Source organism: Herbaspirillum sp. 1130 (assembly GCF_017833835.1).
In the GTDB taxonomy this organism is placed as follows: domain Bacteria; phylum Pseudomonadota; class Gammaproteobacteria; order Burkholderiales; family Burkholderiaceae_D; genus Herbaspirillum; species Herbaspirillum huttiense.
On record NZ_JAFICQ010000003.1, the window covers coordinates 422,687 to 437,632 of the forward strand.

A 14,946-nucleotide genomic window follows, 5' to 3' on the forward strand; every position below is an offset into this window, starting at 1 on the left:
ATGGGGCTTCATGCGGTTGTATTCACCTTTGCGGCCGATTGGTTCAAATTAAATTAATTAACCCGAAATCGCCTATTTGTTTCATCGATTCAGTGGCATGGCGTCAGTTATTCGTCAGCCTTTCGTCATTGATGGTCTATATGATCTGATCCGTCCTTACAAAACTTAACGCCATCAAAGATAAAAAGCTCGCTTTTTTGAAGAAGTGAATTCGCAAAAATATGAATCAGAAAAAATTAAGAAAAAATTGGCGTCGCTTTGTCTCGCTCATTCCTGGCGAAATCCATCCGGTGAGTCCGGTGAAGCTTGCTTTTGATTGCATCGCTGATCCCAAGGCATCGAGAGCGAATGCACTTTGTGGGCTGGTCCGTATGTATCGAATGATCTGAGCCATTTGGCCAGAGCTGCCCTGAGACAGGTTGATTGGGAGTGCCAGGCACCGTGACGACGTGTTGATGAAGTGGACTCGTCCCTTGCTTGGATACGCTCCGGCGACTTCCCGCTCATGTCATGCAGTCTCAACTCGTGCCGATTGCTTATCCAGGTGCAAATGAGGTGAGCAGCCTGCCGCTGCAAAGACCGCAGACGCCCGGATGCTGCAGGAGGCCTTTTAAAAAACAATTTCAGAATGGTGAATGGATGAAACGTAGCTACATGCAAGCATTGCTTGCCGGCTTGGTGTTGATGATGTCGGGCTGTGCCACCATTGCCCCCGAACGTAATGCTGCGGAGGAGCTGATGGGAAAAGATGTCGCGGAGGCTTACCAGGTGTTTGGTACGCCTTGGTCGATAGATATCGATACCAACAAGTGGAAGATCAGCAAGTTGTATGGGCAGAAGCATGTCACGTTCCGTCTGATCAAAAGCAATCCGTACACCAGAGAAGAGCTGGCTGGCTCTTACATGGATGCAACCAGAAACCCTCCTACGATCGTGTACCAGTATGAAACCAAGACCTATCAGGACGTTTGCGTTGTTCAGTTCTGGGCCGACAAGGAAACCGACATCATCTTCTATTATGACGTTCAAGGAACTTGCGGATGGCGGGGATGGGGCTTTGGGCAAACAGGCATATTGCACCGCATGGGTATGTGACGGGCACGTGCAAGGCAGTTGTATTTTTACGGCGCTTGTCAGGTCTGCCCGGACAAGCGCATCGCCACGGCGTCTTTCAATGAACGGAGAATGAAATGAAATTTTTGAAATGCTTGATGATCCTGTCGATGTTCAGCGTGGCCGGATGCGACACGATTGCCGAAAAAACGAACATCTTGAGCGATGAAAAAATCAAGTCGCAGGCCGCCGGCAATCTCGGTTATTCCCCTTCTGATCTCACCATCATTTCGCGGCGCACGGACGGTACCAATACCTTTGTGAACGTCGTGACCAACGACAGAAAGGAATTCAATTGCATCATCAATGGCGGCAATCTGCTTACCATGGGCATGTCCAACCCGGCGGCCTGCACGCCGAAAGGCCAAGCTTCAAAGGCTTCGCGTTGAACATGGGTTTCGCTGCTGTGGCAGGAAACTTCATGGAGAAAAATGGGGGCGACCCATGTTCAACAACCTCCCTCGCAGCGACGTCATTCTTGCACGTCGGATGACTCATTACACACAACAGAATCAATACCAATTGGATCTTGGCGATGAATGATATGAAATCCCTTTTTTACAGCGCATTGAGCTTCACGCTGCTCACCTTGTTCAGTTTGTCTGCACAGGCTGAGACGAAGGACTTTGGCGATTGGTCAGTAAGTATTTCGCCCTCCGGTTTTCCTTATGCCGCGACGACAAATTCAGCAGGAGATCTCTTGATCAAGACGTGCAATATCAGCTCAGGCACATGCAGTTGGTTGCAGGCCTCGAAAATAGCTTGCGAAGAGGGAAGCACTGCCGTTGCTCTGATCAACTCTCCGACCGGAGCGGCTGTCAACAAGATGGTCTGTGAGGGCGCGTATGCGAGCGACAGGCAGACCCTCTATAACTACAGTCTGGAAAAACCCGATGAGTTTGATGGCATCGTTGCCAAATCGAGCGGCCTTGTCGGGATTGCGCATCCCTTGGCATCTGGCCAGTTTGAGGTCAGCCGGTTTTCCCTGAACGGCGCACGGCAGGCTGTCGAATTTCTGATGAATCTGGCCGTAGAGATGACCAAGAGAAGAAAATCGTCCTTGTCGCGCGAACGACTTTAAGAAGACGTGTCGGGCGGGCTGCCATCAGCAGGCACGAGCCCGATTGACAGCATTTCCTGGTGCAATCCATATCACCAGTCTCACCACGCCGTCTCGGCATATGGCCAGCCTTGGTCGCAGCGGCACTTCGGCCATTGCGGGCAAGTGCAAGCGGACGAGGGGCTGGGATTGCAGTGAGCTGCGGGCCCATTTTCAAGAAAATGAATAACTTTCCATCCTCAAAGAAAATCTCCATCAACAGGTATATCTACTTTGTTGCAACCATCCTCGCTTTGACGTTGGGAGGCGCTGCTGCTTTCAGTACCTACAAGATCTTTGATGCGACCGAGAAACTCAAGTTTGTCATCGACCATGATGTACGACTCGCCCGCGCCGCAGAACGATGGAGCTTGCTGGTGCAGCAGAATGTGGCAAGAGCGTTTGTTCGCGCCAATGTTGAGTTGGGCGGATACAAAGCAAGCTTTGAGAGCGATTTTCAAAAGACCTCGAAGATCATCGGCGACACGCAACAGGAAGTCGCCGCATTGATCACTGACAGGAATATTCGAGAGGCCTTCGATACTGCTGTGGAGGTCAGGAAGAAAGTGGTGGCGATCACCGACAACATCGCCAAAGTCAAAAGCAATGGCACCGCAGAAGAGATACACAACTATATCCAGCAGCAATACGAACCTCAGGTGCGCTCCTATCTCGGCACGCTGGCCACCCTGGCCAGAGTGGCCAGCGATCATGCCGATCTGAAGATTGCGGAGCTGGAGCGTTCGAATCGCAAGATTGTTGCCGGCATCTCGGTTGTCATCCTGATGGCAATGCTTACCGCAGCGTTGGCCACCGTCATGTTGAAGAACCTGATTGCCAAACCACTGAAAAATGCCATAGACAACTCACGGGCCATCAGCCGCGGGGATCTGACGGTGATCATCGGCGAGGAGACCACTTCCGAGTTTTCGGCCTTGTCCGATGCGTTGATCGCGATGCAGTCATCGATCAAAGATATCGTGTCCGAGATCCAGAAGACGACCAATCAGGTCAACCATACATCAGGTGAAATCGTCGACGGCAACGTCAATCTTTCCAGTCGGACGGAAAAGCAGGCGATCTCGATCGAAGAGACAGTATCGACGATGGCGCATCTGACCGACACGGTCAAGAGAAATGCAGACAGCGTGCAAGAGGTCAATCAATTGGCGTTCCAGGCCTCCGGGATCGCCAGCGCCGGAGGCAAAGCGGTCAGCGAGGTGGTCTCTACCATGAATGCGATCAACGAATCCTCTCTCAGGATTGTTGACATCATCAGTGTCATTGATGGCATCGCATTCCAGACCAATATCCTGGCATTGAATGCTGCAGTGGAGGCCGCACGGGCCGGTGAGCAAGGCCGGGGATTCGCCGTGGTCGCTTCCGAAGTCCGCTCGCTGGCACAACGCTCGGCCTCTGCGGCGAAAGAGATCAAATCCTTGATTGACGACTCGGTCGCCACGGTGAGCTGTGGCAGCAAGCTGGTGGAGCACGCAGGCGTGACCATGAGCGAGGTCGTCTCAAGTGTGCAGCGGGTAGCCGATATCCTCGGCGAGGTGGGCAGCGCGATCCGCGAGCAAAGCGCCGGCATTGTCGAAATCGGTCAGGCCATCAACGTGATTGATGATGGCATACAGAAAAATGCAGCGTTGGTTGAACGCTCAGCGGCCTCTGCAAGCTCTTTGCGTGACCAGGCGTCAACGCTCTCGGGCTTGGTTCACCGTTTTGTCTGCGTGACATAAGACTAAGACGCTGGTCTGACCCGAGCTCACTCCGGGCCGCGGCTTTGTGCAAATTGAGCAGGTTCGGTATTTGCTGCGGAACCCCGTACTGCGCGGGGCATCCCGGAAGAGGTCACTCGCTATTGCGCGTTGTTGAGTGTATGCATCATCGTGCGGTGTCCGATACGCGCATGCTTTCCATTGCGTTGGTTTATCAGGATTTGAGACCATTGAAGGAGATCGCTTGTGAATGGCAGTGAGAAGACGAATCCCGGCGGCCGAAAGATGAGCGCTGTGCCACGCATCCTGGCCGGTGCGGCAGGAGTCGTGTTGTTGGGCGCGTATGCTTTATCCGCGTACGTAATGTACGGAATGAATCGTGTATATTTTCACGATCCCCATTGGCCTCGTATCGGCTGGGCTGACGTGCTCTGGCTCGTTATCGCTATATATTTTTTGCTTGTTGGTCTTGTCGGACGGTGGCGCTTGCTGCGCCGGTAAAGCCGACATGTGCAGCAGTTGGCGTTGTCGGGCTGTTGCCTTCCCGTGATTTCGATGAAACCGCTCAGTTTGCTGAGCGGTTTTTTTCGTGATAGACCGGGCTGCCATCATTCCCCTCACGCCGCCAACGCCACCTCCGCCGCAATCCGGTGAAAGCGCCGTCCAAAATAAGCCAGCCCATCAGCTTGTGACGCCGCCAGGCGAATATGCCGGATCTCCACGAACAGCACGCTGTGCGTGCCCGCCTGTTGCTGCAATACGATGTCTCCTTCCAGCACCGCCAGCGCATCGGGCAGCACCGGCTGGCCGTAGTCGCCGGTCTCCCAGCCGACCTGCGCCATGCGCTCCTCGGCCGCCAGCCCGGTCATGCCGGCGATCATGCGCGCCACCTCTTCATGATGTCCCGCCAGGATGTTGATGCACAAGCGTCCGTTGCCCACCAGGATAGGATGGGCAGCGCTCTTGACGTTGATGCACACCAGCACCGTGGCCGGTTCGTCGGAGACCGAACTGACGGCGCTCACCGTCATGGCGGCGCGTCCTGCAGGACCATCGGTGGTGATGATGTTGACCGCAGCCGAGAGACGCGCCATGGCGTCGCGAAAATCTTGCTTCATGGTAGGTCCGTCCAAAAAAGAGATGACATCCGGCACAAGGCTTCGTATCCTTTGCGCCATCAGCAAGGTCGTCTGCGGCGCCGTCAGGCGGATGTCGATCAGCAGGTGAGAGGGAGAACGCATCGCCGATGAAGGCCTGCGTCCTGGGATGAACAATAGACCCTGCACAAATGACGGGTCAAATGATTGTCTGGAATGTTCCGCATGAAGCAAATGAATATCGGCGCAGTCGACTTGAACCTGCTCAAGACCTTCATCGTCATCTGGGAGCTGCGCAGCCTGACCGCTGCCGCCGACCGCCTGCACCTGACCCAGCCCGCCGTGAGCCACGCCCTGCGCCGCTTGCGCGAAATGTTCGATGATCCGCTCTTCGTGCGCAGTACCAGTGCCATGGTGCCCACCGAAACCGCGATCCGCCTGCATGAACCCATCTCGCGCGCCCTGGGCATCATCCACGAAGCCTTGCATACCCACGCCAGCTTCGATCCGGCCACGGCCACGCGGACCTTCCACCTGGTCATGTCGGACATGTCCTGCAGCCACGTGCTGCCGTTGCTGATGGAAGAGCTGGCCCATGCTGCCCCGCACGTCTCCATCGAAGTCCAGCAGATGGCCATGGAAAATCTGGGTGCCGCCATGCGCAACGGCGACATCGACCTGGCCTTCGGCTATCTGCCGGGCCTGCCCGAGGATTGCCAGAGCCAGCTGGTGCTCAATGACGACTACGTCTGCATGCTGCGCAAGACCCATCCCCAGGCCAGCGAACCGCTGACCATGGAAAGCCTCCTGCAGCTGCGCTACGTCTACGCCAACACCAATACCACCGGCCACCAGCTGGCCGAGGACGTGCTGCGCAACGCCGGCGTGAAGCGCGATTTCGCGCTGCGCATGCCGCATTTCACGGTGGCCCCGCAGATCGTGCGCGATACCGACCTGGCGCTGTTCCTGCCGCGCAGCATCGCCGAGCGCCACAACGTCGATGAGGCCTGCGTGCTGCTGGACCTGCCACTGGAAATGCCGCGCATCCCGGTGAGCATCTACACCCATACGCGTTTCTCGGCGGACTCGGGCATCCAGTGGCTGCGCAGCCTGCTCATCGAGATGTTCGGACGCGAAGCCGAGAACGCCTGATCCTTCCCCGTACTGGAGTCACATCATGAGCATTGCCGTCACCGGAGAGGTTCCCTACTACGCCGTCATCTTCACATCCCTGCGTACCGAGGGCGATCACGGCTATGGCGAGATGGCCGAGGCCATGGTGGAGGCGGCCTCGCGCCAGCCCGGTTTCCTGGGGCTGGAGTCGGCGCGCGAAGAGGTGGGCATCACCGTGTCTTACTGGGCGAGCCTGGAGGCCATCGCCGCGTGGAAGCGCGACCTCGACCACCAGCTGGCCCAGCGACTGGGACGGCAGCAATGGTACGAGGCCTACAAGACACGGATCTGCAAGGTTGAGCGCGATTACGCCTTCACCCGCGATTGAAACTCAGCAACTGCGCTGCAGGAAATCCATCACCGCTTCAGCAAAGGGGCCTGGCATCTGGTCCGGCATGGGGACCATGCCGTCTTCCAGCGTCCGCCACTGGCTGCCGGCAATGGCCTGGGCGATGCGTTCGCTGTAGGGCGCCGCATGCGGATCGCGTCCCGCCCGCAACACCAGCGTGGGTGCGCGTACCAGGCCGATGCGATCTTCCATGGGATAGTTGCGGACCACGATATGGCCATGCGAGGCCATCGGTCCGGCCTTGAGGGCATCCACCATGAAGCGCGTGAGCAGGTCGGTATCGCCTTGCGGATAGAAGGGCTGGCGGCGCTGCCACAGTTCCTGCAGGTGCGCGCCATCGGTGCGGACCTCCACATCGTCCACCGTACGCTTGCCCGCGTGCGCGCTACGCCGTGCTGCGTCGTTGTAGGGACAGGAAGACAGCACCAGCGCCGCCACCCGCTCAGGAGCCGACGCAGCGATTTCCATGGCCGTGACTGCGCCGGTATGGTGGCCGACCACGGCGGCCTTGCGGATGCCCAACTGGTCCATCACTTCCAGCGCCAGGCTGGCCCAGCGCTCGATGCTGTGCTCCGCCGGTGGCGGCTTGCAGGAATCGCCAAAGCCGAGCGTATCGATGGCGATGGGGCGGTAGCGCTGCGCCAGCAGGGGCAGCACATCGCGGAATTCGTCCCAGGAACGCGGGGTCTGGTGCAGCAGCAGTACGGGCAAACCTTCGCCCATGCTGGCCACGTGCAGGGGGCCGGCGCTGGTGGGGATGAACTGGCGCACGAGGGCGGGAAGGGCAGGGGACATGGGAATGGCTCTCCGGCACGGTGAAGAGGCCGCAGCCTCTTCCCGGTCATCTCATCAACAACGAACAGCAGCGTGAAACGCCAAACGATATAAATGATTTGTATCGTTTGAAGAATGCAGCGCTTCGTTACTTCATCAGCACCGAATAGGTCGGCACATTGTTGGCCCAGCCTGAAGCCAGCGGCGCCACAAACACGTTTTCGGTACGGGTGCGTGCGATCTTCCACACGCCATCGACCTTCTTGAACAGGTTGTTGAGTCGGCTGGAGCGCAGCAGCGATGAGCCATCGCCGAAGATCCACGGCTGGCAGTGCACCCACTGGCCATCGGCGTGCGTGCAGTCGGCATTGACGTGGATCTGTTCCGAGGTCAGGTAGTGCACGTTCAGGAGCAGTTCCGGATCCTTCTTCTGGCCCCAGAAAGCCTGGAAGTGCTTGCGGATCGCTTCCTTGCCGACGGCCTGGCCGAACTGGCCCTCGTAGTAGGAGCCGACACCTTCCCAGATGGCGTCTTCGGCATAGAGCTCGAGGATCTTCTCGATGCGTTCGGCGTCATCGGCCACCGGCTCGGGGCAGGGCGTGTCGCACAGGAACATGTAGCGTGCCTGGATGCGGCGGATGTCGGCCTCGGCTTCGAGGATGTCGAGGCGGCGTTTGAGTTGCTGGATTTCCTGGGTGAAGTCGGTCATGGTGCGTGGTCTCTCGTGATCTTGATCTTGTATGGATGGGAAAAGCCAACCCTGCATACAAGCGCAGGGTTGGCAGCGGCGATCAGTGCATCGCCGCCAGGAGGGGCTTGGGGCTTACAGGTAGCGCGCCAGCAGCTTGCGGGTGGCGATGCGCAGTACGCGGTCGAACAGGTAGCCCAGCAGGCCCAGCGCGATGATGCCCACGAACACCCACTCGGTCCGGCTGAAGTTGCGCGCCGTCCAGATCAGGGCGCCGAGGCCTTCGCGGGCCGAGACGATTTCCGCCGAGACCACCGTCAGGAAGGAATTGCCCATCGCGATGCGGGCACCGGTGACCATGAAGGGCACGGTCGAGGGCAGGATCACGGTGGTCAGGATCTTCCATTGCCCGGCACCCAGCGAGGCCGCCGCACGCAGGCGCAGCGGGTTCACCGCCTGCACGCCGGCGATGGTGTTGAGCGTGACGATGAACACCGTGGTGTAGAAGATCAGCGCGATCTTCGACAGCTCGCCGGGGCCAAGCCAGATCACGGCGAGGGTGACGAAGGCGATTGGTGGAATGAAGCGGAAGAACTCGATGTAGGGATCGAGCAATTGCCGCACCAGGTCAAAGCGGCCCATGAAGATGCCCAGCGGTACGCCGATGGCTACGCCCGCACCCCAGCCGGCCAGGATGCGTCCGGAGGAGGCCAGCACCGACTGCTGCAGGGTGCCGTCACTGATCAGTTCCAGTGCGGCGGCCCAGGTCATCGATACCGAGGGCAGGAACAGCGGCGAGGTGGTCATCGAGACCAGTTGCCACAACACCAGGCCGCCGACGATGGCGACCACCGAGATCAGGAACGGACGGGCTGCTTTCATGCGACGACCCAGGCTGGATGGCATGGCCGACTCTTGTGCCGTCGGGGAGGCTGTCTGTGTGAGCTGGGTCATTGTACGGATTCCTCTTCAATCAAACCTTGTGCGCGCAGCACGCGCGTGACTTCTGCACCGATGTCGTCGCGGATGCGGGCATACAGTGCCATGCAGGCCGGGTCGGCCGGATCGCGCGGATGCGGCAGGTCGACTTCTTCGATGGTCTTGATGTGGGCACGCGGACCTGCCGTCATGGTGACCACGCGGTCGGCCAGGAGGATGGCTTCCCAGATGTCGTGGGTGACGAAGACGATGGTACAGCCGGTGCTTTTCCAGATGCGGTCCAGCTCGCTTTGCAGCACCTCGCGGGTCTGCGCATCGAGGGCGCCGAAGGGCTCGTCCATCAGCACCACTGACGGTTCATTGACCAGCACCCGGGCAATCTGCGCACGCTGGCGCATGCCGCCGGAGAGCTCGGCCGGGAACTTGTCGATGGCGTGCTTCAGGCCGACCAGCGAGACATAGCGTTCGGCGGCGGAGCGGCGTTCAGCGGCCGGGATGCCGCGCAGCTTGAGACCGTACTCGACGTTCTCGCGCACCGACAGCCACGGGAACAGCGCCTCGGACGACTGGAACACGACGCCGCGATCCAGCCCCGGTCCCTTGACGCGCTTGCCGGCCACGCTGATCTCGCCGGCCACATCCTGGAAGCCCGCAATCGCATTGAGCAGGGTGGACTTGCCGCACCCCGAGGGGCCCAGCAGGCAAATGAATTCTCCTGCGCGGATATCGAGGTCGATGCCTGCCATGATCTCGTTCTTGCCGATGGTCAGGCCGACGCGCTTGATGGAAACTGAAGATCCATGTCCCATGGCTTACCCCTTGTAGAAACCGCGTTGCAGGATCTTGCTCATGTCCACCGGTGCCTTGATGGCCTGCTTGGAGAGCAGGAATTCGCCGATGGCATTGGCGGTCTTGAGATCGGTGTCGGTGAAGTCGCGCACGATCGGTTCCATGTCCTTGAGCGAATTGAGCGTCTGCGGCACCGGGATGCGGGTGATGGCCTGCACCGATTGCGCCGCGCGCGGCGGATCCTTGCGGGTGATCTCGGAGGCTTCGGCCAGGGCCTTGAGGATGTTGCCGGCCACTTCCTTGTTGGCGGCCAGCCAGTTGGCATTGGCCGAGAGCCACAGGGTGCTGGTGTAGCCGACGTCGCCGGCGGTCATGAGGATGTGGCCGCCTTGCTGCACGCCCAGCGTGGGCCACGGTTCCCAGACGAAGTAGGCATCGATGTCGCCGCGCGCCAGCAGGGCCGGCAGTTCCGGCGGACCGGAGCGCACCATCTCGACCTTGGCGGCGTCGATGTTGAGGGTCTTGAGGGTCAGGCCGGTGACGTATTCCGAGACCGAGCCGGCGACGATGCCGAATTTCTTGATCTTGTCGGCCGAAGTGATGGCCTTGCGTGCCACCAGCTTGACGTAGGTTTTGGATTGATAGGTCACGGCCAGCGGACGCAGCTCGGCGCGCGAGAGGCGCACGATGTGCGTGGGTTCGCCGGCACAGCCCAGTTGCACCTGGTTGGCCACCAGCGCGTTGAGCGCCTCGCCGCCGTCGGTGTAGGACTGCACGGTGACGTTGGGGGCGCCGTATTTGGCGAACAGTTTTTCGTTGGCGGCGACGTAGAAGGCCGTGAAGACGGGATCAGCGCCGACGCCGATGATGACGGGCGCGCCCTGGGCCAGGGCTGGCAGGGCAGGCGCAGCGCCTGCAGCGAGCATGGAGGCGGCGCCGAGCAGCAGCTTGCGGCGTTGTGGCGAAACGGTGGAGTGGGTCACGGGCTGGGTCCTCTTTGTAAAGTTGGTGAAACGCCAGTGGAGATGGCAGGCACGGCAGTAACAAAGGCAAAACACGGGGAGCGCTTGCGCCTGCAGCGCAGGCATGAGCGCAGGCAATTTTTCAGGAGGGGAGGCGCATCAGCGCTTGATTCCCAGCTTTGCAAAAAGCGCGCCAGCGCTTTCGTAATTCAACTCCGACAGCGCCGCGTGCTGCGTGACCACCATCGCATCGCGCACGATGCGCTGCAGGCGATGGGTGCGCTGGATGGCGGCCATGCCCGCGGCCTGGTAGGCGTCGTTGACGACTTCCATCGAGACCCGTGCGGCATAGGTGGCCGAGAGCTTGAGCATCATGTCGATCTCTTCGGTGACGGGATTGCCCGCCACGATTTGCTCCCAGGCTTGTTCGCAGGCGTCGTAGAAGAACATGCGGGCACTGCGCCACTTGGCTTCGGAGACGCCGAGCTTGATCTTGTAGTACGCGCGGTCGGCCAGGCGCAGCGCACCCGGCATGATCTTGGCGCCACCGGCCATGTCGGTGACGATATCGAGCGCGGCCCGGGCCAGGCCGATGTTGACGGCAGCGTGCACTTCGGCCTGGTAGGCCAGGGCCGGATAGCGATACAGCGGCTCATCGATGAGGCCGGCCGCGCCCCGGGCACAGGTCCATTCATGGGCCACGAACTTGTCCTTGAGACGGGTATCGTGGCTGCCGGTCCCTTGCATGCCGACCACGTTCCAGTTGTCGATGATCTCGATTTCAGAAGCCGGCATCACGGCCATGAGCGCGGGCTTTGGTGTGCCGTCGTCGGGGCCGCTGCTGTCCTTGATGCCCACGCCGATCCAGTCTGCGCCCTTGCAGCCGCTGGCGAAGTGCCAGCGTCCGGTGATTTCCCATCCACCGGGGACGGCCTTGGCTTCCTGCAGCGGATAGAGGCCGCCGGCATAGACCTGGTCGGGGCCGCTTGCGTAGATCTTGCGCTGGGTTTCGATGGGCAGGGCGGCGAGATAGGTGTTGGCCGAACCGAAGGCGGCCACCCAGCCGGCCGAGCCATCGGCCTTGGAGATGCGTTCGACCATGGCCAGGAAGGGCGCCGGGGCCAGGGCTTCGCCACCGAACTTGCGCGGTGTGCCGCTGCGGAAGATGCCGGCCTTCTTCATGGTGGCCACGAGGTCGCGCGGCACGTGGCCGAGCTGATCGAACTCGTCGCGGCGTGCGGTCACTTCCGCAATGAGCGTATCCATTTCGGGAGAGTCCGCATGCGGTGGGGCAGCGGTGACGATTTTTTTCTGGACGGGATAAACATCGAGCGTGATCGAATTCATGGCACACCACTTTGATTGAAAGGAGGTAGCTGAGTGTCGTCCTGGGTCAAATCAGGGTCAAATTCTATTTAGGAATTGGCCGAATGAATATTAGTAATAATGATTAGGCTGCTCCGGGATGGCACGCAGGCTTGTGCATGGTGCACCCGCATGATGCGCGAAACCCGCACGGGGAGGGCGTTTGGCGCGATCCTGCACCAAACGCGAGAGCGTGGATGCCCTGCTTGGAGAAGTATTTGCAGTATTGATGCGGCTAATCGGCGGTGCGGATTTGCCTGCGGTGGAAGGGACTGACTACCATGGGGGCCGAGATTGAAAGGAAACACTGTTCAGTTTCGTCATAGGCTCCTTCTGGCCTTCATTTCGGGCGGACTTCTTCGGGAGTCCGCCACTTTTCTTTTGCTTTTTCTTTTCCTCTTTCCCTGCAGTCCTTGCGGTGAGGGGATGTCTTCTTTTTTTCTATTGCGTGTTGATTCAATGTGCCGGTGCGGCGTAACGCCTAACGCCAATGCGCATCGGCACAGCCGTGCTGCGCGATGGTCTGCAATTGATCTTGTATGGATTCGCATGGAAGAATGTCAGTGGGCATTCCCCATACATGAATGATTGCATCGCAGCTCGCCGCGAATGAGCCATTCATGTCGAATCATTGGATAAAAAAATCGGCCGCATGAAAGCGGCCGATCTTGAATCACGAGAAGGCGGGACAGGAGATCAGTAACGATACCCCAGCGTCAGCAAGATGGTCCGGTCATCCCCCAAGGCCACCGCCCGCGCCAGACCGCCCGCGTAGTAGTGCGTATTGAAGATGTTCTTGACGTTGAGCGCAGCGCGCCAGCGTTCGGCGTTGTAGGCCACGCCGGTATCGGCCAGCACGTAGCCCGGCAGGGTATAGCCGTTGGTACGCATCATGCTCTGGCCGTGCACGCCGCCGTTCCACTCCCATCCGGCCAGTTGGCCCTTGAAGCGATAGCGGGCGCTGGTGGTGAAGTTGTGGCGCGGGACGTTGTCCAGCCACTGGCCCACGGTGGTGCTGCGCTGGCCGCCGTCGTCGGTCACGATGGCCGCCGTATAGGAGTAGCCCGCGTTGAGGCTCAGGCCATTGCGCAAGTCGGAGGTCACGCTGATCTCGCCGCCCTGCGAACGCTGTTCACCCACGGCAATGTTGAAGCCGGTGTTGTTGGGATCGCTCACCAGCACGTTGCGGCGGCGCAGGTCGAACACGGCTACGTTGAGACTGGTGCGGCCTTCGTCGAGGTCGAACTTCACGCCGGCTTCCCATTGCTTGCCGGTCTCGGGCTTGAAGGTGCCGCCGCTCACATCGGTGCCGCTGTTCGGATAGAACGAGGTCGCGTAACTGATGTAGGGACGTACACCACGCAGCAACTCATACATCAATGCAGCCGAGCCGGTCGTGGCGCTGGCCGGAGTGTCGGTATGCGCGCCGGTGCGCAGATTGGTCGAGTAGGTCGAGACGTTGTCGTAGCGCAGGCCGGTCAGCAATTGCCAGCGTTCGCCGAAACGGATGTTGTCGCGTGCATACAAGCCGGTATCGCGGATGCTGGTCGAGGTATAGGTATTGGGTGTGGCCGGGCAATTCAGTCGCGCACCATACACCGGGTTGTAGACGTTGAGCGCCGCCACCGTGCAGGTGTAGGAGAGCGTGTCTTCGCGCGAATTGAGATAGTCCGTACCCAGCGTGATCTCGTGCTTGCCGAAGCCGGTGTTGAAGCTGCGCTGGACATTGGTGTCGATGCTGAAGGTCTGGCCTTCATAGGTCTGGTCGGTACCGGTGCGCGTGAGGCTGCGGCCGGTGCTCGACAGGACGTTGTTGGCCACCAGTTGCCCGCTCATCTCGAACTGCTGGTAACGCACGTTGTTGTTGAGGGTCCAGCCGTCATCGAAGCGGTGCGTCAGCGCATAGCCGACGCGGGTTTCATTGGCCGCATACGGACGCGCGCCCGGCTCGCCGATGAACAGGCTGCGCGGCAGCGCGCCGTTGACGTTGCTGTTGATCGAGCCCGACAGCGGCAGACCTTGCTGGCGCACGTAGCTGCGTTCCTGGTAGCTGGTCAGGATGGTGAAGTCGGTACGCGCACCCAGGTCCAGCGACAGCGAGGGCGCGATGTAGCGGTTCTTGAACCACACGTTGTCGGTGGCGTCGTTCGAATTGGAAATGAGACCGTTGATGCGGAAAGCCTGCTTGCCGTTTTCCGACAGCGATTTGTTCATGTCCACGGTGGTCTGGTAGAAGTCGTGGCTGCCCACGGTGACGTCGACGTTGGCGAAGTCATTGCCTTGCGGACGCTTGCTGACCATGTTGACCAGCCCGCCCGGCAGCACCAGGCCATACAGCAGCGAGCCCGGTCCCTTGAGCACTTCCACCTGCTGCAGTCCGAACAGCTGCTCGGCCACGCGCGAGCTGGCGGTGGTGCGCAGGCCATCCAGATACAGCGAATCGGAGGCGACCTGGCCACGGATGATCAGGTCATCCCAGCCGCGCCGGCCATATTGCTGCGCCACCACGCCGGGCACGTTCTCCAGCGCATCGGCCAGAGAGACGGCCTGCTGGCTGTCCAGCATGGCGCGCGTGACCACCGACACCGATTGCGGGGTTTGCGACAGCGGCGTATCGGATTTGTTGACCTGGCTTTGGGTGGCCTTGAACCTGGTGTCGTTGACGCCATCGGCGACCACATCGACGGTGGGCAATTGGGTTGATGCCGCACTGTTGTCCGTGCTGGCAGTCTGCGCCAGGACGGAAGAAGCGGGCAATACGGAAAAAGCGAGCAGGACGGCGAGAGCGCCGGGGGAGAGCGAGGGCATGAATCAGACAATAATGAGAATAATTACTATTCATGATATCGCATTCTTGTGCTTGGCAACAAATATTTA

14 protein-coding genes are annotated in these 14,946 nt (G+C 59.8%); 6 read left to right on the plus strand and 8 right to left on the minus strand.

Annotation, left to right across the window (positions count from 1 at the left end; translation table 11 throughout):
- The first annotated feature begins 510 nt into the window (after positions 1–510).
- The 4 genes from JOD78_RS15490 to JOD78_RS28020 all read left to right on the plus strand — a co-directional run bounded on the left by JOD78_RS15490 (position 511) and on the right by JOD78_RS28020 (position 3,954).
- Positions 511–1,095 (plus strand): hypothetical protein, encoded by a 585-nt coding sequence (locus JOD78_RS15490; protein ID WP_209568538.1) that lies wholly within the window; start codon positions 511–513, stop codon positions 1,093–1,095.
- A 95-nt stretch (positions 1,096–1,190) separates the two neighbouring features.
- A complete protein-coding gene (locus tag JOD78_RS15495) occupies positions 1,191–1,502 on the plus strand; it encodes a hypothetical protein (protein WP_204725174.1) in 312 nt (103 codons plus the stop codon).
- A 146-nt stretch (positions 1,503–1,648) separates the two neighbouring features.
- A complete protein-coding gene (locus JOD78_RS15500) occupies positions 1,649–2,194 on the plus strand; it encodes a hypothetical protein (RefSeq protein ID WP_134040131.1) in 546 nt (181 codons plus the stop codon).
- A 200-nt stretch (positions 2,195–2,394) separates the two neighbouring features.
- Positions 2,395–3,954, plus strand: coding sequence for a methyl-accepting chemotaxis protein (locus JOD78_RS28020; RefSeq protein WP_245202151.1), 1,560 nt, complete (start codon positions 2,395–2,397; stop codon positions 3,952–3,954).
- A 596-nt stretch (positions 3,955–4,550) separates the two neighbouring features.
- Here JOD78_RS28020 and JOD78_RS15510 read toward each other — a convergent pair.
- Complete coding sequence (locus JOD78_RS15510) at positions 4,551–5,051, minus strand: flavin reductase (protein ID WP_121038533.1); 501 nt, start codon at positions 5,049–5,051, stop codon at positions 4,551–4,553.
- A 204-nt stretch (positions 5,052–5,255) separates the two neighbouring features.
- Between JOD78_RS15510 and JOD78_RS15515 the strand changes: the two genes are divergently transcribed.
- Positions 5,256–6,182: a LysR family transcriptional regulator gene (locus tag JOD78_RS15515; RefSeq protein ID WP_039788013.1), complete on the plus strand. Its 927-nt coding sequence runs from the start codon at positions 5,256–5,258 to the stop codon at positions 6,180–6,182.
- Between the two features lie 25 nt (positions 6,183–6,207).
- Positions 6,208–6,531 carry an antibiotic biosynthesis monooxygenase gene (locus JOD78_RS15520; protein ID WP_134134819.1) on the plus strand — a complete coding sequence of 108 codons (324 nt, stop codon included), beginning with the start codon at positions 6,208–6,210 and terminating at the stop codon, positions 6,529–6,531.
- Between the two features lie 3 nt (positions 6,532–6,534).
- Here JOD78_RS15520 and JOD78_RS15525 read toward each other — a convergent pair whose 3' ends face one another.
- The 7 genes from JOD78_RS15525 to JOD78_RS15555 form a co-directional block, all read right to left on the minus strand.
- The gene (locus JOD78_RS15525; protein ID WP_209568536.1) at positions 6,535–7,347 is read right to left on the minus strand and encodes an alpha/beta hydrolase; all 813 of its coding nucleotides are present in this window, start codon (positions 7,345–7,347) and stop codon (positions 6,535–6,537) included.
- Between the two features lie 127 nt (positions 7,348–7,474).
- Positions 7,475–8,035 carry a nuclear transport factor 2 family protein gene (locus tag JOD78_RS15530; protein WP_134134823.1) on the minus strand — a complete coding sequence of 187 codons (561 nt, stop codon included), beginning with the start codon at positions 8,033–8,035 and terminating at the stop codon, positions 7,475–7,477.
- Between the two features lie 114 nt (positions 8,036–8,149).
- A complete protein-coding gene (locus tag JOD78_RS15535; RefSeq protein WP_034331325.1) occupies positions 8,150–8,968 on the minus strand; it encodes an ABC transporter permease in 819 nt (272 codons plus the stop codon).
- Entirely contained in the window at positions 8,965–9,762 is a 798-nt protein-coding gene (locus JOD78_RS15540) for an ABC transporter ATP-binding protein (RefSeq protein WP_088756766.1), read from the minus strand. The genes JOD78_RS15535 and JOD78_RS15540 overlap by 4 nt, the downstream gene beginning before the upstream one ends.
- 3 nt (positions 9,763–9,765) lie before the next feature.
- Entirely contained in the window at positions 9,766–10,725 is a 960-nt protein-coding gene (locus JOD78_RS15545) for an ABC transporter substrate-binding protein (protein WP_121038542.1), read from the minus strand.
- A 138-nt stretch (positions 10,726–10,863) separates the two neighbouring features.
- Entirely contained in the window at positions 10,864–12,051 is a 1,188-nt protein-coding gene (locus tag JOD78_RS15550) for an acyl-CoA dehydrogenase family protein (protein ID WP_034332634.1), read from the minus strand.
- A 714-nt stretch (positions 12,052–12,765) separates the two neighbouring features.
- The gene (locus JOD78_RS15555) at positions 12,766–14,877 is read right to left on the minus strand and encodes a TonB-dependent siderophore receptor (protein ID WP_209568534.1); all 2,112 of its coding nucleotides are present in this window, start codon (positions 14,875–14,877) and stop codon (positions 12,766–12,768) included.
- Between the last annotated feature and the right edge of the window lie 69 nt (positions 14,878–14,946).